An 18,811-nucleotide genomic window follows, 5' to 3' on the forward strand; every position below is an offset into this window, starting at 1 on the left:
ATCAACGCCTGAGTGCAAGGCGCACAGCCAGCCAGCTGACGATCATAACCGCAAAATCAACCATCAGCCATTGTCTGAGCATGCCGGTATCCGACATCTCGAAAGGCAGATGAAAGAGGGCCAGACCGCTAAGGCTGTCTGGCAGGGACACAACCAGCAAGGCAACGGCATTGTTGAGAAAATGCATGGCAATTGCCGGGCCAAGCGTTCCTGCCCGCGCGGTCAGATCGGCGCTGAGCAGGCCAAAGACAAAGGCCCAGATCGCCACCAGCAGCGCATTGGCCCCGGCCACCGCCGGCGCATAGTGTCCGACCGCGAATAACAGCGATGGAAGACCCATCCAGATCAGCGGGGACGGGAAACGGACCGCCAGGCTTTGTTGCAGAAAGCCACGAAACAAAATTTCTTCGGCGCTGGTCTGTATGAGAACTGCCAGCAACGACAGCGGCAGCAGCAAGAGCCAACTTACGAAAGGCAGGTTCGGCTCAAGCGGGGTGCTGAAATTATACGGCGGCAGGATGAAAATAACCGCGCCCAGCAGCAGCAACACCCAGATAACACGGAGAAACTGCGCGCTGGCAATGGTCCGTGATCCGATGACGGTGGCAAGGCTGCGGTGCTGCATCTGTTGCACTGCAAAGGCGACACCTACGGTTACGAAGCTGAAGCTTGCGAGCAACATCAGCAACGCGGTTGGGGATGAACCATCCTGTAGCGCAGAAATCAGTGTGTCCGAGGCGGTGCCGGCCACCAAACCAAACATGAACAGGTTCAAAACGGTATATACGGCAAGGACAATGGCGAGGCCAACGAGCAGCCGCCATAGTTCCGGATAGAGCCGTACCCTGTTCAACAACAACTCGTGGCTGGCATACCCAGCAGGCCAGCGCTTATCCATCTTCGATCCGCGCGGGTTCATCTGCGGTTATCAGTGTATTTGTCTCGCGCATGCGTTCGGCCAGACCGGTCAGATAGCCTGACACGGTTTGAAGCAACTGCATAGCCACGGTCGCATCACTTTCGACAACCGCCAGTAACTCTTCGGCTCCTATTCTGAGGAACGAACAATCCGAGATCGCAACCAGATCCAGCTGCCTTGTTTCGCCCGTGATAATCGACAAATCCCCAATCAGGCGCCCGGGCTCGACAATCGAGATTGAGCCCTTTTCGCCATTGCCTTGCGTCCAGTCCAGGCTGGCCTGACCCGAGATACACAGATATGCAGCATCCGGGTTCTGACCCCGAGAGAATATCGTTTGGCCTGCCTTTACATCATACCACTGCGCCGAAAATGCCAGCAGCCGCTGGTTGCGCGCATCGATGCGGGAGAACAAATCGGTGGACGCAATTATCTTGAGCTTGCGACTTAGATCAGCCGACCCCCCTGTTTCGATATCTGGCTGCGTCCGCGATATGCCGTCGATCCGGCCCTCTTTGACCTCGACAAACAGATCATAAGCCTCTGGATGAGCAAAGTGATCTTCCATGAAGATCATCACCGAGTCAGGCAGCAGCTCGCGCAGCTTGAGCCGGGTGCGTAGCCGGCTTTCGGAATCGTGACTGGCCAGCGCTTTGTCGAGAATCAGAACATCAGGACGTTTGATCCCTGCCCGTGAAAAGGCAGCCCGTTCCTGAAAGACGGTTGGCAGGTTGTTTCCACCCAGACCGGACGGAAGGTCATAAATGATTGATGCCGCCCGGCGCCGCAACCCCGCCTCGTTCAGAACCTCGGCCACCACTTCTTCGATCTCGTCAGTGCGGGCACCCGCCATCAGCGAGATCCGTCCATAGATCGCGTTCTCGATGACCGTCAGCCGCGGTGCATAGGTCTCGGGGGAGACAGGAATGAACAATCCTTCCAGAGAATTCCGCAATCCTTCGGCATGGCTTTTGCGAATCGACAAGATGCGTTCTTTGTACTCCTCGGGAAAGCTTGGTCCGATCTGCTCAGCCGTCAACAGAAATGGAACTGTAAGCAGCAGCGCCCGTTCCTCATCGCTGAGATCCGTCTCTCCCTTAGTTTTTCGGCGATCTTCGAGGTCGAGCAGCCGATGGAACATATCCTTGGCCATGCCAAGCCGCAGGAATAGCGGGTGATCGGTCCCATCCCGCCCAAATGTCTGATGCAGTGTCGCCAGCACCGCGTCCGCGATACCCATAGCGTCATCATCAAGCTCATGAAGCCTGAGCATCTGCATAAAACGGTCGTCACCGGCCAGAATGTCAGGCGATATATCCCGTGACGGTGCGGCAAACAGCAGATTGCCACCCAGAGGCACCGCAGGATTAAACTGTTCGGGATCAAAGCGGTAGACATATTGATCCAGTCCACGCTCTTGCAACCGCAGCGTCACGGTATCGCGCAGTTTCACGATCTCAGCTGCTAGAAATGGGTGGAGTTCGGGGTCAAGACGCGACCGCAGGGTGCGGTGGAACATGAACTCATCAATGCCCATCGCTTCGACCAGTTCGAACCACCAGTCGCGAATATCATCGATGTCATCCAACCCGGCAAGGCTTGGGTCAACCCATTCATCCGACAGCGAATCCGGCGGGTTTCCGGCGCGGACCGCTTCGATCTGACGACGGGTCGGTGCCTTGATCGCATCAGATTGATGCCTCGGACGCGTGCGCAGGGGCATCATCAGATTATCGCCAAGCGTGCCGTCAAACAGGTAGGGCCGCGAATAGGCATACCCGATCCGGGCAGCGATCACCGCCTGATGCAGCCCCCGCAAGTCATGCCCTGCAATGATTACGTCACCCTGTGTCGGCAACAGTTCGCGCGTCAATAGTTGCGCCAACGCGTTGCGTTCGGACGCGTGTGTTGCCTGAATGGCAACCCGTGCGCCCTGAGGAATCGTCAGGTCGATATCTTCCAGAACGATCTTTCCGTCATCATCCTGAACCGTGACATTACGTAGTTCGATATCACCTTTGAGATGCGGAATTTCGTCGGGCTCATTCTCGAACAGCTCTTCGGGGATCATGTTCGAGGGTGCAAACCGCTCTGTCACGATCTGCCAGCGCAGCGACATGTCCTGCACCTGATTGTAATAGGTCAGAAGATCCTTCCATGGGCCGCTCAAATCCTTGTATGCACCAAGTGCGGCGACCAGAGCACCCACTGTCACCTCTCCGGTGATCGCCAGATAACCGCCCACCGAATAAAACAGGAACGGCGTCATCTGCGTGATCAGATTGTTCAGGAACTTCATGAAGAACTTCTTGTTGTAGATCTTGAACCGGATCTCAAACAGTGTTCCCAACCGGTGGCTGAACTGCGCTAGACGATAGCGCCAGCCGCCATTTGTGCGCAGATCGCTGATCCCCGCCGCACTTTCGCCGATTTCCGAGCTGAGCTGCCGGACCTCCTGAATGCGGTCCTTGTTCAACAGGTTGATCTGGCGCTGCAGCTTTGGGATCAACCAGGCCTGAAGCGGGATCAGCGCAATGCTGGCAAGCCCGAACCAGACGCTTTGCATGAACAGAAAGGTGACAATCGTCATCATCTGCCCGAACTGGAACACCGGTTGCGCGATGGCATCGCCCATCAATCCGCCCATCGGCTCGGCCTCAGACGTGATCATCGATACCAGTTCGCCCTGACTGGTGGTGGCAAAATATGACTTGGGAAAGCGCATCGACCGGCTGATCAGCGTGAACCGAAGGCGCCGCAGCATACGTTCGGCCAGCACGCCTTTCATTGTGTTGATGCGCATTTTCATCAGGCCGCTGGCAATGACCGTTGCAAGAAACGCAAAGCAGAGGATCAACAGATACTGAATCTGCGTGACCGTTATTCCGAAAGTCGTAACCGTGTCACCGGGCGCGCCAATCGCATCGTTGATGATCTGCTTGGGCAGCTCCAGCGAGGCATAGAGAAAGGGAAAAGACAGCACTGTCAGCAACAGCAATGTCAGCTGCTGCTTCTTCGAGTATTTCCAGATGAACGCGAATAGCGTGGGTTCCATGCCCCGGCCTCGTTATGAAAAATCTGAGTGATCTGCGGCACATTGCGGGAAATCCACGGCGACCGGGTGCCTGACGGTAAGCGCTGGTCTGGACTATTTCAAGAACACCGCCGGTGGTCCAGACCGGAAAGCACAGGTTCTATGTCTATCTGTTCACAGTTCCGTTTTTTTCGCGGCCTGCCCGCGCAACATGGGTTTATCCCGCCCCGGTTCTTTGGATAAAGGGGAGCAGTTTCGGACACCGGGGACATGAGCGGAATTCTGTATCGATACCTCAACCGCAGGGCGCTGAAGCGTTGGCAACAGGCCGCGCTGCGCGCCACGGATGCGGCCCTGCCGGTATTGCGGCGGCAACGGGATGACGCACGTGCGTTGCGTCTGCAGCTGGATCGCGTGATCCATGCAGCGGATGGCAGGCTGACCCGGCCCCTGATCGGATCGGAACACTTCCCGAAACCGCTGGGCACCGACTGGTCCTGTCGGCCCGATCTGTGGCGCGGCCCCCTGTCCCGCCCGGGGCTGGCTGCTGTCGCCCGCAAGGCGTCGCTGGATGAGCAGGTGACGCTGTTTCACGACTGTGGGCTGTCAGAGATAGCCGTGCGGCAAATCAGAAACACCGGAGAAGATGATCTGGCACCGTTCAGCCTGGCGCTGGAGGTTTTTGAGTTCACCGGCTCATTCCTGTCACTGTCGGTCGAGTTTCCGCCGGACGCAGCCTTGGGTCTGACACGCCAGCATCTGATCCGTGCGAACGCATTGATCGATTGCGAAAAACCGGTTGGGATGTTTGCACGGCTCAATATCCAGCATGGCCCGAATACGGAACAGGTTCTGCGCGAGCTGGACCTTGCCCAGCCTTCTGTGTCGATTGATTTCGATCTTGCCCATCTCAGCCTGAACGAACGCCGGATCGACAAGATCTGGCTGGACCTGATCGTCAATAATCCGCGGATGAACCGCGTTGTTTTGCGCGATCTGACACTATGTCGCCACCATCGGGCCGACCTATGAAAGGCCACATTATGAACCAGACAATTCTGACCCCGATCCGGTTCGACAATGCAATGTGGGAGGGGCGTCTGAACACCGCAACCCCACCCCGGATCGAGGCGCGTTATGGCGATGAGGTGTTGCCTGACGTCAAGACCGTACCGGCCGATGAGGGCTGCGTTCTGTGTATCCCGGTGCCAGCCCGCCTGCTGTCAGAAGGGGTGCATAACGTCATCATCTGGGACCTGGATACCGATCAAAAACTGGGCAGTTTTTCGGTAGTCGCCGGAGCACCCGCTGAGGACGATATCCGCGCAGAAGTGGCCTTGCTGCGCGCCGAACTGGACATGCTGAAACGTGCGTTTCGCAGACTCAACCACACAGACGAGGCGTCCTGATCCCGATCTGAGACACCAATCAGGACGATTGCGCCGGACCCTTTTACCTATCTTTTCCGCGCCGACCATGCATCATGGACCGTGTTTGGAACAGCGCAGGTGATCCAATGGAACGCAAACATATCGTACTGATCATCGCCTTGATGGTGACCGCGTTCGGGATCGGGATAGATTTCACCGGTGCGCTGATGCTGGTCCCTGCGATAGAGAATGCGTTTGACTCCGACATCACCAGCACACAATGGGTTTTGAACATTTATGCCTTGTTCTTTGCGATGACGATGGTCGCGGGCGGGCGCATGGGGGACATGTTCGGTCATCGCAAGATGATGCTGATTGGTCTGTCGATTTTCCTTTTCTCCTCAATACTTTGTTTTGTTGCGCCGACTCTAGAGTTTCTGGTGGGCGCACGCGCGCTGCAAGGCATTGGCGCGGGGTGCGTCTGGCCCTGTACGCTGGCCTTTGGCGCAACAAAAGTCGGGCGGGACGAACATCGGGCTATGGTGATGGGGTTGATCCTGGCGGGCGTGACCACCGGTAATGTCTTTGGTCCAATGATCAGCGGTTTCGCCGTCAGCCTTGGTGACTGGCGGTGGTTCTTCGTGGCAAACGTGGTGTTTTCCTGCATTTCCATCGCCACGGCGCTGATCCTGATGGAGCGAGAGAAAACGCACAAAAAGGACGAGCATATCGATTTTGCTGGCATGGCCGTGCTGTCTTTTGCTGTATTACTGCTGCTTTATGGATTGGATGTCAGCTCGGACTGGGGCTGGAGCTCGGTTCCGCTGTTGTTGTTGTTTTTTGTCAGCGCTGTTTTGTTCTTCCTGTTTCCCAAGGTCGAGAAGCGAGTCAAAGAGCCATTACTACTGCCTCAGATGATGCAGAACCGTCAGTTTTGCATCACGCTTGGCCTGAATATGTTCAACGTGTCTGCAGCCTTTGTCGGCCTGTTGTACTTTCCGCAATACATGCAAAAGGTGATGGGCTGGTCGACGTTTCAATCTGCGCTGGGGCTTGCGCCGCTTACCGTATTGCTGGCCGTCGGCTCGATCATATCCGGCACGCTTTATAACGATTTTGGCCCCAAGAAATTGCTGTTCTGGGGGTATGTCTGCGCCACCACCGGTGCGGCCAGCATCGTGTTGCTGCCGGGCAGTTGGGGGTATTTTCAGATCCTTCCCGGTATGGCGATGATCGGGCTCGGGGCAACACTGACTGTTGGTCCGTCAGGGACAGCCGCCGTCTGCGCGGTCAAGCCCGAGCGCGCGGGTCTGGTGGGCGGGCTGAGCTTTATGACTCATCTGGTTTACGGGGCCATCGCAGTCGCCTGTGCGACAACCATCATGTACGACACCAGCCTGTCCAGTTTGCACGATCAGCTCAGTTCTGCAGGTATCAACCTATCGGAAGCTGCTCTGAGGGCCGTCAATGGTGGGTCGCTTGCCACCTCATCTGCACAGGGCGCGCTAATACATCTAAAACCGGCAGAAGTAGATCAGGTGAAAGAGGCGATTTCAGAGGCCTTCAATACAGGTATGAACATGGCCTTTATCTTTGCGGCCATTTCAGTGTCGTTCGGAATCGTTCTAGCGTTGCTGTTGGACGAGGAAAAACTGCGCAAAGTCGAGAGCTGATGCGCAAAGAAAAAGGGCCGCGTCTGGCGCGGCCCTGATTTTGTTACTGCGAAGGTCCGTTCGGCCGGAACGCAGAGAGACCTTTGAGAATATCGATGGCATAGGCCAGCTGATAATCTTCTTCCCGCAGTTCGGCGGTTGCCTCAGCCTTGGCCCGATCTTCTTCGATCTGGCGGATTTCATCCTCGCTCAGGCTGTCATTGTTGAGGCTGCCCCGCAGGTCGGCTTCGGACCGCGAAAAGCCGTTATCTTCCTCTTCCTCGGCCTCAGCTACAGGGCGGGGTTGTTCGACGATGATGTCAGGGCTCACACCAAGCGCCTGGATCGAGCGGCCCGACGGCGTGTAATAGCGTGAAGTGGTCAGGCGCATGGCCCCGTCACCGCGCAGCGGCATGACCGTTTGAACCGAACCTTTACCAAAGCTCTTGGTGCCGACGACAATTGCGCGGTTGTGATCCTGCAGCGCGCCCGCAACGATCTCGGACGCCGAGGCCGAACCACCGTTGATCAGCACGACAATCGGTTTGCCATCGGCCAGATCGCCGGGGGTTGCGTTAAACCGCTCACCCTCGCCGGGATCGCGACCGCGGGTCGAGACGATCTCGCCTTCGTTCAGAAACGCATCCGAAACCTTGATCGCCTGGGTCAGCAAACCGCCCGGGTTGTTGCGCAGGTCTAAAACAAAGCCGTTGACCTTTTCGATGCCACCCGCTTCTTCGATCTGTTCTTCCATGCCGGCCTGAAGGTTCGGGAAGGTCTGATCGTTGAACGTGGTGACCCGCAGAACAACGCTTGTTCCTTGGGTCCGGGCGCGCACGGCGGTCAGTTTGATCGTGTCGCGAATGATCGTGACGTCAAACGGCTCTTGCTCGCCCTCGCGCACCACTGTGATCACGATTTCCGAGCCAACGGGGCCCCGCATCAGATCAACCGCCTTGTCCAGCGTCAGGCCCAGAATGCTTTCGCCATCGACATGGGTGATGAAATCGCCGGCCTCAATCCCGGCCTCATCAGCGGGTGTGTCATCAATTGGGGACACCACTTTGACAAAGCCTTCTTCCTGCGTGACTTCGATGCCCAGCCCTCCGAACTCACCGCGCGTCTGAACGCGCATTTGTTCTGCGTCATCCGGTGACAGATAGCTGGAATGCGGATCAAGCGAGGTCAGCATGCCGTCGATGGCGGCTTCAATCAGCTCTTCGGGCTCGACCTCTTCGACATATTGGGCGCGAATGCGTTCGAAAATGTCGCCGAACAGATCCAGCTGCTCATAGACGCTGGCGTTGTTTTCGGCCTCTTGCGCCAGCAAAGGGCCAGCGATCTGAGTGGTTGCAACAATCCCTGCCACGGTTCCGGCCAGACCGGCCATCACAAATTTCTTCATACTCGTTTATCCATCCTTGTCTGTCCGAAACCACGATTCCGGATTCACGGGAGTATTTTCTTCTCTGACCTCTATATAGAGCGTTTCTGAACGATCAGTTCCAGTGCCATCACCGCTTGTTGACAATATCGCGCCGATTTCCGGCGTTTCGCCCGGCATAAGGCCTACTGGGGTACCTTCGGGGATCACCTGGCCGGGTTCTCCGTAAACTTCCTGCAAGCCTGAGAACACAAACAACAATCCGGGCTGCGGCTCCAGCATAACAAGGTTGCCCAGATCCAGCAGCGGCCCCCGGTAACGGATTGTTGCAGCGGTGGGGGAAACAACCAGCGCGCGGGGCCGGGTGCCCATGACAATACCGGGCCGGACTACGCCCGCTGCGTCCGTCTCATATGCCTTATGCAGCAGGACGCCCTGCACCGGCAGGGCAATCTGGCCCTTTTGATCCGTCACATTGATATCGGTTTCCGGAATCTCACCTTCCGAGATTTCCGACAGGCCGCTGGCGAATCCGTCCAGTGTTTCCGTCGACGCAATCAAAATGGCCGTACGCACCGGATCCTCGACAAAACGGCGCGGCAGATCGGTGCGATCCGCGATTGCTTCACTCAGCTTGGTGCGCGCCTCCTGCACGCCTGTCAGCCCTTCGGTCAGGGTTTCCGCCGCGCTTTGCTGCAACTGGCGCAGGGTCTGAACCTCTTGCAGGTCAATTGCCAGGGCCTGCGCGCGGGCATTCAGGCCCGGCGTGACCTCGGACAGCATCATACCCGTGCGCGCAGCCCCCAGCGGACCAGAGGGGTGCAGCATCAGCACCGGTGGCGACGTCGTCTCGATGGTCTGCAAAACGCCAAGCAGCTGCGCCACGTCGTCTTCCCGCGCGCGCAGCTCGGCGGTCAGTTGGGCCTCGCGCGTGGCCGCCTTGCGCAACCCTTCGCGCATGGCGCTGAGGCCCGCCTCATAGGCCTGCAAGGTTTCGGTCAGTGCCTGAACGCGGTCGCGGGCTTTCTCAGCCTCAGTCAGCGAGATCGAGGCCTGTTCCAGCATCTCTGCCGCCTCCAGCGCCGCCTGCGCCGTGTCCCCGTACGCAGGTACGGCCAGCAGAGCAGAGGCAAACAGAAGCGCGCGCGCGATCATGACAGCAGGCTTTCGCCCGTCATTTCGGGCGGCTTAGGAACGTTCATCAAGTCCAGCAGTGTGGGCGCCAGATCAGACAGGCGCCCGTCCCGCAGCTTGACCCCTTCGGGCCCGCCAATCAGCGCCACAGGGACAGGGTTCAGTGTGTGTGCGGTGTGTGCCCCGCCGGTTTCAGGGTCGACCATCAGTTCGCAATTGCCGTGATCTGCGGTCACGATCATCGCGCCGCCAACCCTTTTCAAAGCCGCAACAACCTGCGCCAGACCCTGATCCACTGCCTCACACGCCTTGATGGCCGCCTGCAGGTCACCGGTATGCCCCACCATGTCGGGATTGGCATAGTTGGTAACGATCAGATCATAACCCGCCTCAATGGCGTCGACGAACTTGGCCGTCACCTCACCGGAGGACATTTCCGGTTGCAGATCATAGGTGGCCACTTTGGGCGATTTCGGCATAAAGCGGTCCTCGCCCTTCTCAGGCAGCTCTTTGCCGCCATTCAAGAAGAAGGTGACATGCGGATATTTCTCGGTCTCGGCCAACCGGAACTGCCGCAGCCCCTGCTTGGCGACCCATTCACCCAGCGTGTTCACGATGTCGCGCTTGGGGAAAACCGTAGTCATATAATCGTTGTGACCATCGGAGTATTCGACCTTACCCAGCAAACCTGACAGGTTGGGACGCGAGCCGGTCTCAAAATCGGCAAAGCCAGGCTCTCCGATCGCGCGCAGAATCTCACGCGCGCGGTCGGCACGGAAATTGAGGCAGAACACCCCGTCCCTGTCTTGAACCCCGGCGTAGTCGCCCAGAACGGTTGGCGTGATAAATTCATCGGTTTCTGACTGGTTATACGCCGCCTCAACCGCCGCATGCGCTGTGTCCGCCGCGCGGCCCTGCCCTTTGATCATGGCCGCATAGGCCCGACTGACGCGATCCCAGCGATTGTCGCGATCCATGGCAAAATAGCGCCCGCCAACAGTGACGATGCGGGCCCCTTTAGGCAGCCGGTCTTCAAGCTCGGCAACATAGGCGAGCGCTGATTTCGGGGCGACGTCGCGCCCATCGGTGATGGCGTGCAAGGCCACCGGCACACCAGCGTCGGTGACGGCTTTGGCTGCAGCAACGATGTGGTTCAGATGCCCATGGACGCCGCCATCAGACACCAGTCCCATGAGATGCGCTGTGCCATTGGCAGCTTTGACTTTACCGATGAACTCCTGCAGCGCGGCGTTTTCAAAGAACGATCCGTCCTCGATGGCCAGATCAATCTGCCCGAGATCCATCGCCACAACCCGACCGGCGCCGATATTCGTATGACCGACCTCAGAGTTCCCCATCTGCCCGCTGGGCAGGCCCACATCCGGCCCATGGGTGATCAGCGTAGCGTGGGGACAACCCGCCATGATGGTATCAAAGGTCGGAGTTTGGGCCAGATGTGGCGCGTTGGCCCGAGTATCATCAGACAAGCCCCAACCATCGAGAATGCACAGGACTACGGGTTTGGGGGCGGTCATGAAGGATCTCCGGCTACTGCTCTTGCGCAGTCTTCTACCCCCTGCCCGCGTGGGCGTGAACCGCCTTTTGTTGAAAATAAACCGCCAAGCGGGTGGTGCGGGCAATCAACGGTACCGCGCGCGCCGGATCAGGCCTGGGTTTCCTGACGTTCCATCTGCTCAAGCATCTTCCTGGCGCGCTTACATTGCAGCTGATCGCGCAGCGGACTGTTGGGATCGACGTCTTTCTGGCAAACAACGCATTTGTCAGCGCCCGAGATTGCATTCAGGCCACCGCAGCTGCCCTTGATGGTTTTGCCCATCAGCATCACGCCCAGCGACATGCCGACCATGATGATCAGCAACAATCCAAAAGCCAGTATAAAGGTGGTCATCCCGGTTCCTGTGTGTCAATCGGTTCCCAGCGCGTCTTTGAATGCGCTGCTTTGTACCGTGATATAAGCGTCTTCACCACCCGATACATCCCGAGAGATGAAGAACACGGCAAGTTGATGTTCTTCGGCCAGTTTCAGACCCTCGTCCTGACCCAACGCAAGCATCGCTGTGGCCCATGCATCCGCCATCATCGCATTTTCGGCCAGCACCGTGACCGAGGTAGTGCGGTGCGTGATCGGACGTCCTGTCGTTGGGTCAATGATATGAGAATAGCGAATGCTGTCCTGCTCAAAGAAATTCTTGTAGTCGCCAGATGTCGCCATGCCCTGGTTGTCGAGTGGAACAACTAATTGAATGATCTGCGCGCCGGCCTCGGGCTTTTCGATACCGATCTGCCAGCTGTCGCCCTTGTCATTGAAGCCTTTGGCAACCAGATCGCCGCCAATCTCGACTATGTAGTTCTCGATCCCAGCATCGGCCAGCGTCTGTGCAACCGCGTCGATACCGTATCCCTTGGCAATGGCCGACAGGTTGATACCTACGGCAGCATTGGCTTTCGCCAGGGTCCCAGCTTCACGATCCAGGGTCAGCAGACGCCCCTGCCCAACCTGGTCGAGCGCCGCCTGAATGTCCGCATCTGCAGGCACCGGATCTTCGGGCTTGCGCGGGCCAAACCCCCACAGCTCGATCAAGGGGCCCAGCGTCACGTCGAAAGTGCCATTGCTCTTGTCGTGCACCTCGTTTGCAGCCGCGATGACAAAGGCAAACTCATCAGAAACCGATGCGGGTTCGGTGCTGTCAGAAGCGGACAGGACCGAGACCTCTGATTCAGGATCCCAGTTGGACATCCGGGCGTTGACCTCGGCCAGCGTAGCTTCGACAGACACACCGAGAGTGGCCTCATCCAGATCCTCGCCGATCGCGGTGATATTGAAGGTGGTTCCCATCGTCTCGCCCGACAGGCGAACCACGTCGGGTTCTTTGTCGAACAGACAGCCGGAAACGACGAGTATCAGGGCCAGTGCAGACAATTGGCGCATTGGAAACCTCCTGGGAAAACCGTGACCGGCATATGCCAGTGGCCCCATTCAGAGTCAAACCGGCATCAGATCTTGAGCGGCAGAAAGCCCAGCACAAGCAACCCCAGCGCGGCTGGCACCCCAAACAACCACGCGCGTCTTTGCCAGCCATCTTGCTGCAGCTTCCACGTTTTGCGGAAATTATGGCCACACACAACCACAAGGACAAAGATCAATACGGCCACAGGTGGGGTCAGGTACAATTGGGTCACGAGACCGGATTTCCTTGTGATGCGGCGAAGTTGCGCCTGTTTGTGCATTTGCACCCTATACAGGTTCTGTCCCTGCGGTAAGGTGGAGGTATCTGCCAATTCCGGTAAAGGAGGAGACCGTACATGGCCCCAAGCTCTTACCAGCCCCCAACGCGTGGCGACAAGGCCGAGACCCACACCTATAGCCAGTCCGCCGAGTCGAACCTGTCACATACGCAGACGACGGTGGCCAAGTTGCTGGAAGGCAAAGGGGATGCGGTGATCGCGGTGCGTCCAAACGATACGATTCACGCTGTGGTCGACATCCTCAAGGCAAAGCGGATCGGGGCGGTGGTGGTGACCGACCAGAACGGCGCTTTGCAGGGCATCCTGTCAGAGCGTGATATCGTGCGGCGCATGGCTGATACGCCCGGTCAGACCTTGCCGCAATCGGTGCAGGACCTGATGACCCGCGATGTGCAGACCTGCGCCCCGGACGATCTGTTGATGGATGTGCTGAAAACCATGACAGAAGGCCGGTTCCGTCACATGCCGGTCCTCAGCGATGGCAATCTCAGGGGCGTCATCACAATCGGTGATGTCGTTCATTTCCGGCTGAAAGAGCTGGAATACGAAGCCCTGCGCATGAAACAGATGATCGTGGGCTGATCCCTCACGCGGCATAATAGCGGGCGAGCGCGCCATAGGCCCGCCCGTTCCGCTTTGTTGATGTGCCATTTGATTTCAGGTCAGACATCACAAGGCCCGAAACATGCAGGTTGACGCTTGCAAACTCGCGCAGCGCTTGCTGCACCTGTGCCCGCGTGGTTGTTTCAACCGCAACCGTCATCAGAATTGCATCTGCCAGCTGCCCGATCACCCGGGCATCCGGCACCGCCAACACCGGCGGGGTGTCGATCAGAATATGGTCGTAATTGTTGCGAAACCCCTGCAGCAGATCGCGAAAACGCGTGGATGAGAACAGGTCGGCGGCGCTGCTGCGGCTGCTTTCCCCCATCAGCACATCCACCCCCAAACGGGTATCGGTGCGGACCACATCCTCAACGTGGGCCCTTTCAGACAACAAAGAGACCACACCCCCAAGCGGGTTTTCGGGAAAATACTCGTGAAACGTCCGGCAGCGAATATCTGCTTCGATCAGTAATACGGACCGGCCCAGCCCGGCCAGATTATGGGCCAATGCAATGGCTGCTGTGGTCTTACCCTCGTTCGGTAGAGACGAGGTGCATAAGATGACCTGGGGCGGCGTATCCCGTTTCGGCAACAAGAGCGAGGTACGCAGATTGCGGACCGCTTCGGACAGCGGGGCAGTCGGATTGGCGGTCAGATATCCGACCAGCTGACGCCGGTCCCGAATTGGGGCTTTGGGCAGGTGACCCAGAACCGGCACGCTGGTGGCGGCTTCAAGCTGTTCTGCGGTTGGGATCGCCGATCTACGCTGATGCCTAAAAACCACAAAAGCCGCACCGACACAAAGGCCGATCACCATACCCAACACGGTCATACGCGCGGTTCGCGGCATCACCTTTTCGCCGGGTATCGCGGCCGAAACGATCCTGCTGTCCGCGCGTTGCAACCCCCGGCGCAGGACGGTTTCCTTCAAACGGGTCAGGAAGGTTTCATGCAGCAATTCGGTCGCCCTTGCGTCACGTTCAACCTTTCGCAATCGGGCCAGTACAGCGGCCTGTTCCTCGAACTCGACCTCAAGCGCGGCCAGCATATCTGTCAGGGCACCCACCTGTTGCCCCGTCAGGTCCATGTCGCGATCAGTCTGATCTCGCAGGAGCCGCAGGCGATTGTCGAACCCGACCGTCTGGCCCTGCTGCGCGGGCCCCAACAACGCTTGCAGCCGGGCGTCATCAATCTGCGACAGAAGGACGGCAGACGCGTTCGACACAGTCAGGGTCTCCAACATTTGCGCCCGATCACCAAGCATGTCTTGCCGCCGTTGCAACGACACCAACTGCGCCCGGGTCTCGTTCAACCGTTGAATCAGAATGTCGGCATCCGGGCTGCCGAGACTGGCGCGCAGGCGCTGCGCGGATGCCTCATGCGTGTCGATATCGGCCTCGAGCGAGGCCACCCGTTCCGAGAGCCAGTCGACCGAGGCATCGATGTTAAGATGCTTGTCATTGACCTGACCCTGCACATAAAGCTCTGCCAGCGTATTGGCCAGAAGGGACGATTTAAGCGGATCATTGCTGCGTGCTTCGATCTGCAGGACGTGTGAATTGCGGATATTCGTGATGCGAATCGCCTTTGAAACACGGGTGGCGATAGCATCCGAGTTCGCGCCCGCCCCGGTATCAGGCGCATCAAAAAACAGCAGCCCCGCACGCAGCCGTGTGTTGAACTCGGGATCCCGCACAAGATCGAGCCGGTCAACCAGATCCAGCATCATCTGATGTGATCCGATCACCTCCATCTCTGTGGTGATATAGGAAATGTCGTTGGCAAGACCCGGCACGACAGCCGATCGGTCAATCGGCAGATCATGCGAGGGCGTCAGGATCAGTGTCGCGTCAGAACGGTATTGAGACTTAAGGATGAAAAGCGCCGCCGCCAGCGCGAGGATCAGGCCCGCTGCACCGCAGGCGGCAATCAGCGCCCGACCCGCCCAAAGCACCCCGACCAGATCCAGAAGATCCGCCGGGCTGTCTGCTCCCACCGCAGTCGGTTTGGGTTTCGCCATATCTTGGGGGACTATTCTGTTCACGGTAATCTGGCCTTTCTGCACATGGATTAGCTGTGGACCGCGTCACATACCTTTGAGGCTGAGCACGGTCTGGATCGTCCGCCAGAAAATCCACACCTCCTGACCCAAGCCGGGGCTTTGGATGTAGCGAAGATCGGCCCGCACCTTGGCGGCAACTACTGCGCGCCCTTGCGCGTACCCTATTTCGGTCTGCGCCAGCCCGCTGATGCCCGGACGCACCTGATAGCGGGCCAGATATCCCGGAATATGGCGACCATAATGCCGCGCATGCTCGATGCAATCAGGCCGTGGCCCGATCAGGCTCATCTCGCCTTTCAGCACATTTATGATCTGGGGCAGCTCATCTATACGCGTGCGACGTAAAACCTGCCCCAGGGCTGTTATCCGATTGGTTTCAACGGGATCAAAAGGCCTGCGGGAGAGGCATTTCAGGGGTGTCATCGAGCGAAACTTGTAGGTCACAAAAGGCTTACAGCCCCGCCCCATCCGAATCTGAGCAAAGACAACCGGACCTCGGTTCAGTGCCGGGTTCAGCACCATCAGCAATAGAGAGACAAGAATTAACAGAGGCAGCAACGAAAGCGACAAACCGATATCCATGGCGCGTTTGACCGCAAAGAACATTTTGATCTGTCGGGACCTTTGGTCCGGCGCTGCGTTGACACGTTGCGATGTTGAAATTCCAATATCCACAGATGCCCTCCTTGATCCTGAGGGCATGACCGTGCTGGCCTGGCTACCCCTGGACACAGCACAAGGGTCGCTTCAGACTGGTAAATTCTCGGTTAACGTTAACAAGAGCTTAGCGCCAAAATTGGAAAAAGCCCGCGCATAAGATCCGCTTATGATAGCAGTTTTCTCATAAGCCGTCTGACCTCAGTCCCCGGTGGCTATGAATCGAATGTTTCCGGCGGATATTTCGGCGGCGGTCAGTTGCCCGGTGGCGAACGCACCCGTGTCGATGGACACAATGCGCTGACGGATGCGCGGGCTTGAAACAATAGTATGTCCGTGAACCACCCATTGCCCATCACGCCGCGGCGCGCTGCGGAACTGCGGATGCCCCCAAAGGCACACCTGACGCGGCTGCGCATCAAAGGGACATGATGGATCAAGCGCGGCATGAACCACCGTGACATTTCCGCTGGTCCAGGTCAGCGGCAGGGTTTTCAACCACTCCAAGGTCAGATCACCGATCTGGGCGCGTAAACGGTTGGCGACCTCGACGGCGGCCTCTCCCATAACGACCTCGTCGACGTCATTGAGGCCAAAAGACGAAAGCGTCTGCAGCCCGCCATTTTGCAACCATAAGCGCCCCATGCGCTTGGGGTCGTCAATGAACCGCAAAAGCATCTCTTCGTGATTGCCCAGCAGGCATATGGCGCGGTGATCCCGGTTCTTGCTGAGATGCCGGAGCTGGTGCAAAACCTGCGCACTATAATCCCCGCGATCAATATAGTCGCCCACAAAGACCAACGGACAACCGGCATCCAACCGGGGCAGCAGAGCCTGCAACAGGTCCAGCCGGCCATGGATGTCGCCAACCACGATGAAAGGGGCCTCTGGCGCCAGATCGGACAGCGCAACCTCCCGATCCTGCTCCGACGGCCTGCCGGTGAGTTTGGTGATCCATTCCCTAAACATCGTTTCAGCTCAGTACCCTGACCAGCCGCTGGCGGCAATCACCAAGTGGATCGGGCCCATCGCAGGCTGCCGAACCCGTAAACAGAGAGTCAAACAAGCGTTCGGGCAACTCCGGGCGCGGCGCGCCTAATGTGGCCGCCGTCAAACAACAGGAGCTTCTTATGCCCTCCATCACTTTCAAGCCATCCGCAGTCTGGGCTGCACATAATCGTCATACCGCTGCAGCCGATCAGGACGTTCTGCTCAGCAGCGCGGGCGGCGCCCCCGTTCGCTTTGAGATCACAACAGACGATACTTTGCCTGCGCTCGACGCAGCGCTTGGTCATACGGTGCAGCCCGGCCGTTCGGTGGCCATGCAACTGAAAACCGGGGAACGCCTTTGGCTGGTGGGCGACGACGCCCAGGCAACATTGCTGATCGGGTGAACGATGACACCAGGAGGACGCTTTGAAGGAGGCCGTTTCGCAGATAGCGGCCGCACCCGGGGCCATATGGACCCCTGGGCCAGCTACGCAGCCAACGGTCTGCAACCGGACGTCGTGTCGGACTTTCGGTCCGGGGCATACAGGGGGCTGGATAGCGGCCCCGTCAGTTTCGACCAGATGTTCGCCCTGTCGCGCACGACAGAGGCGGCTTACACCAACGCCGAGGGTATCCTGTCGCTGGCACCGCCGGGCGGCCCCCGTTTCGATCATGTCTGGCAAGACGGCCAGTGGGTCTGCCGGGGATTGCTGATCGAAAGCGCGGCACGTACAAACCTGCTGCGGCATTCGCAAGGCTTTGATCAGCCCGTCTGGTCGAAAAGCCGTGCAGTTGTCGCTGCCAACGATCATCAGGCACCCGATGGCACTCATACCGCCTCGCGGTTGACCAGCACCGCCAGCACCTTTGACGGCGCAGTGCGGCAGACGATCAGCTATGCGTCCGGTGACCGCCTCAGCTTTGCGGTTTATGCCAAAGCGGGCGACCGCCCGTTCCTGTTTTTGCGCGAACGCACAAAAGGCTTTGCCAAGGATAGCTATTTCGATCTGGCAAACGGCGTGCCAGGCACCGTGAATTCGGCGCATTCGGCGCAGATGACACATGTCGGAGGGGGGTGGTACCGATGTGCGATATCGGTGACTGCGACGCAAACGGCAGCAACCGGTTTCGAAATATACAACTCGCAGGATGACCTGAACACCGGCTCAACCCAGCCCGGGTTCACATATATCTGGGGCGCGCAGCTGGAACAGGGGCCCGAGGCGTCGTCTTATATTTCGACCTCAGATCAACCCGAAACCCGCTCGGCCGAGGCCGTGTCTCTGCAGGCGTCACAGATGATTGACCCAAGCCTATCGGGCGGTGTGTCGCTGGCACTGGCCGGACGCGAGCGCCTGACCCCGGAAGGTGGGCAGGCTGTCCTGATCGACTGGTCCGCAGGCGTTGACGATTACGTCAGGCATAGCGTCAGCCCGGGAACAGGCCAGCTCAGCCTGGATCAATCCTCTGCCACCGGTGCGGTCCAGATAACATCGGCCCCCGGTGCGATCGCCGAAGGGCAGGCTGCACCCTACTCCATTGCATCGCGGCACCTTTCGAACCAGGTTGAGGCGGCGCTGGACGGGGCCTTGGTCAATGCAGCATCTGTGGATGCCATCCCTGACCTGACTGCCGGAACATTGTCGCTTGCGCCTGACTATATGGGCCACATCGCGTTGTTCCGCCTCTGGCGGGGCGATATCGCATCGGCGGGGTTGCAGCAGGCAAGCGGATAG

Annotated in this window: 17 protein-coding genes; 6 read left to right on the top strand and 11 right to left on the bottom strand. The window is 58.4% G+C overall.

Features of this window, described 5'->3' with window-relative positions:
* Position 1: 1 nt before the first annotated feature.
* Together ACR0I7_RS16955 and ACR0I7_RS16960 are read right to left on the bottom strand one after the other, a co-directional pair.
* The gene (locus ACR0I7_RS16955; protein WP_480513106.1) at positions 2–898 is read right to left on the bottom strand and encodes a CPBP family intramembrane glutamic endopeptidase; all 897 of its coding nucleotides are present in this window, start codon (positions 896–898) and stop codon (positions 2–4) included.
* Positions 891–3,974 carry an ABC transporter transmembrane domain-containing protein gene (locus tag ACR0I7_RS16960; RefSeq protein ID WP_480513107.1) on the bottom strand — a complete coding sequence of 1,028 codons (3,084 nt, stop codon included), beginning with the start codon at positions 3,972–3,974 and terminating at the stop codon, positions 891–893. Before ACR0I7_RS16960 ends, ACR0I7_RS16955 begins: the two co-directional genes overlap by 8 nt.
* Positions 3,975–4,223: 249 nt before the next feature.
* Between ACR0I7_RS16960 and ACR0I7_RS16965 the strand changes: the two genes are divergently transcribed.
* From ACR0I7_RS16965 to ACR0I7_RS16975, 3 genes are all read left to right on the top strand, one after another.
* Positions 4,224–4,985 (top strand): DUF6478 family protein, encoded by a 762-nt coding sequence (locus ACR0I7_RS16965; protein ID WP_480513109.1) that lies wholly within the window; start codon positions 4,224–4,226, stop codon positions 4,983–4,985.
* 11 nt (positions 4,986–4,996) lie between these two features.
* The gene (locus ACR0I7_RS16970; RefSeq protein WP_480513110.1) at positions 4,997–5,362 is read left to right on the top strand and encodes a hypothetical protein; all 366 of its coding nucleotides are present in this window, start codon (positions 4,997–4,999) and stop codon (positions 5,360–5,362) included.
* Positions 5,363–5,436: 74 nt separating this feature from the next.
* Complete coding sequence (locus tag ACR0I7_RS16975; RefSeq protein WP_480513112.1) at positions 5,437–6,996, top strand: MFS transporter; 1,560 nt, start codon at positions 5,437–5,439, stop codon at positions 6,994–6,996.
* Between the two features lie 43 nt (positions 6,997–7,039).
* Here ACR0I7_RS16975 and ACR0I7_RS16980 read toward each other — a convergent pair whose 3' ends face one another.
* From ACR0I7_RS16980 to ACR0I7_RS17005, 6 genes are all read right to left on the bottom strand, one after another.
* Positions 7,040–8,380, bottom strand: a complete 1,341-nt coding sequence (locus ACR0I7_RS16980) for a S41 family peptidase (RefSeq protein WP_480513114.1) — start codon at positions 8,378–8,380, stop codon at positions 7,040–7,042.
* A 6-nt stretch (positions 8,381–8,386) separates the two neighbouring features.
* Positions 8,387–9,514 (bottom strand): murein hydrolase activator EnvC family protein, encoded by a 1,128-nt coding sequence (locus ACR0I7_RS16985; RefSeq protein WP_480513115.1) that lies wholly within the window; start codon positions 9,512–9,514, stop codon positions 8,387–8,389.
* The gene (gene gpmI / locus ACR0I7_RS16990; RefSeq protein WP_480513117.1) at positions 9,511–11,028 is read right to left on the bottom strand and encodes a 2,3-bisphosphoglycerate-independent phosphoglycerate mutase; all 1,518 of its coding nucleotides are present in this window, start codon (positions 11,026–11,028) and stop codon (positions 9,511–9,513) included. The genes ACR0I7_RS16985 and gpmI overlap by 4 nt, the downstream gene beginning before the upstream one ends.
* A 128-nt stretch (positions 11,029–11,156) precedes the next feature.
* The gene (nqrM, locus tag ACR0I7_RS16995; RefSeq protein WP_480513119.1) at positions 11,157–11,402 is read right to left on the bottom strand and encodes a (Na+)-NQR maturation NqrM; all 246 of its coding nucleotides are present in this window, start codon (positions 11,400–11,402) and stop codon (positions 11,157–11,159) included.
* 15 nt (positions 11,403–11,417) lie between these two features.
* Positions 11,418–12,443 (bottom strand): FAD:protein FMN transferase, encoded by a 1,026-nt coding sequence (locus ACR0I7_RS17000; protein WP_480513121.1) that lies wholly within the window; start codon positions 12,441–12,443, stop codon positions 11,418–11,420.
* Positions 12,444–12,508: 65 nt separating this feature from the next.
* Complete coding sequence (locus ACR0I7_RS17005; protein ID WP_480513123.1) at positions 12,509–12,694, bottom strand: hypothetical protein; 186 nt, start codon at positions 12,692–12,694, stop codon at positions 12,509–12,511.
* Between the two features lie 123 nt (positions 12,695–12,817).
* Here ACR0I7_RS17005 and ACR0I7_RS17010 point away from each other — a divergent pair, with 123 nt between their 5' ends.
* Positions 12,818–13,342 (top strand): CBS domain-containing protein, encoded by a 525-nt coding sequence (locus tag ACR0I7_RS17010; RefSeq protein ID WP_480513125.1) that lies wholly within the window; start codon positions 12,818–12,820, stop codon positions 13,340–13,342.
* 4 nt (positions 13,343–13,346) lie between these two features.
* On the opposite strand, the gene ACR0I7_RS17015 is transcribed toward ACR0I7_RS17010, so the two are convergent.
* The 3 genes from ACR0I7_RS17015 to ACR0I7_RS17025 all read right to left on the bottom strand — a co-directional run bounded on the left by ACR0I7_RS17015 (position 13,347) and on the right by ACR0I7_RS17025 (position 17,054).
* The gene (locus ACR0I7_RS17015; protein WP_480513127.1) at positions 13,347–15,386 is read right to left on the bottom strand and encodes a GumC family protein; all 2,040 of its coding nucleotides are present in this window, start codon (positions 15,384–15,386) and stop codon (positions 13,347–13,349) included.
* A 66-nt stretch (positions 15,387–15,452) separates the two neighbouring features.
* A complete protein-coding gene (locus ACR0I7_RS17020) occupies positions 15,453–16,103 on the bottom strand; it encodes a sugar transferase (RefSeq protein WP_480513129.1) in 651 nt (216 codons plus the stop codon).
* A gap of 183 nt (positions 16,104–16,286) precedes the next feature.
* Positions 16,287–17,054: a metallophosphoesterase gene (locus ACR0I7_RS17025; protein WP_480513130.1), complete on the bottom strand. Its 768-nt coding sequence runs from the start codon at positions 17,052–17,054 to the stop codon at positions 16,287–16,289.
* Positions 17,055–17,215: 161 nt separating this feature from the next.
* Between ACR0I7_RS17025 and ACR0I7_RS17030 the strand changes: the two genes are divergently transcribed.
* Positions 17,216–17,479: a hypothetical protein gene (locus ACR0I7_RS17030; protein WP_480513132.1), complete on the top strand. Its 264-nt coding sequence runs from the start codon at positions 17,216–17,218 to the stop codon at positions 17,477–17,479.
* A 66-nt stretch (positions 17,480–17,545) separates the two neighbouring features.
* Entirely contained in the window at positions 17,546–18,811 is a 1,266-nt protein-coding gene (locus ACR0I7_RS17035) for a phage head spike fiber domain-containing protein (protein WP_480513134.1), read from the top strand.

The sequence above is a fragment of the Ruegeria sp. AM1 genome, assembly GCF_056540745.1.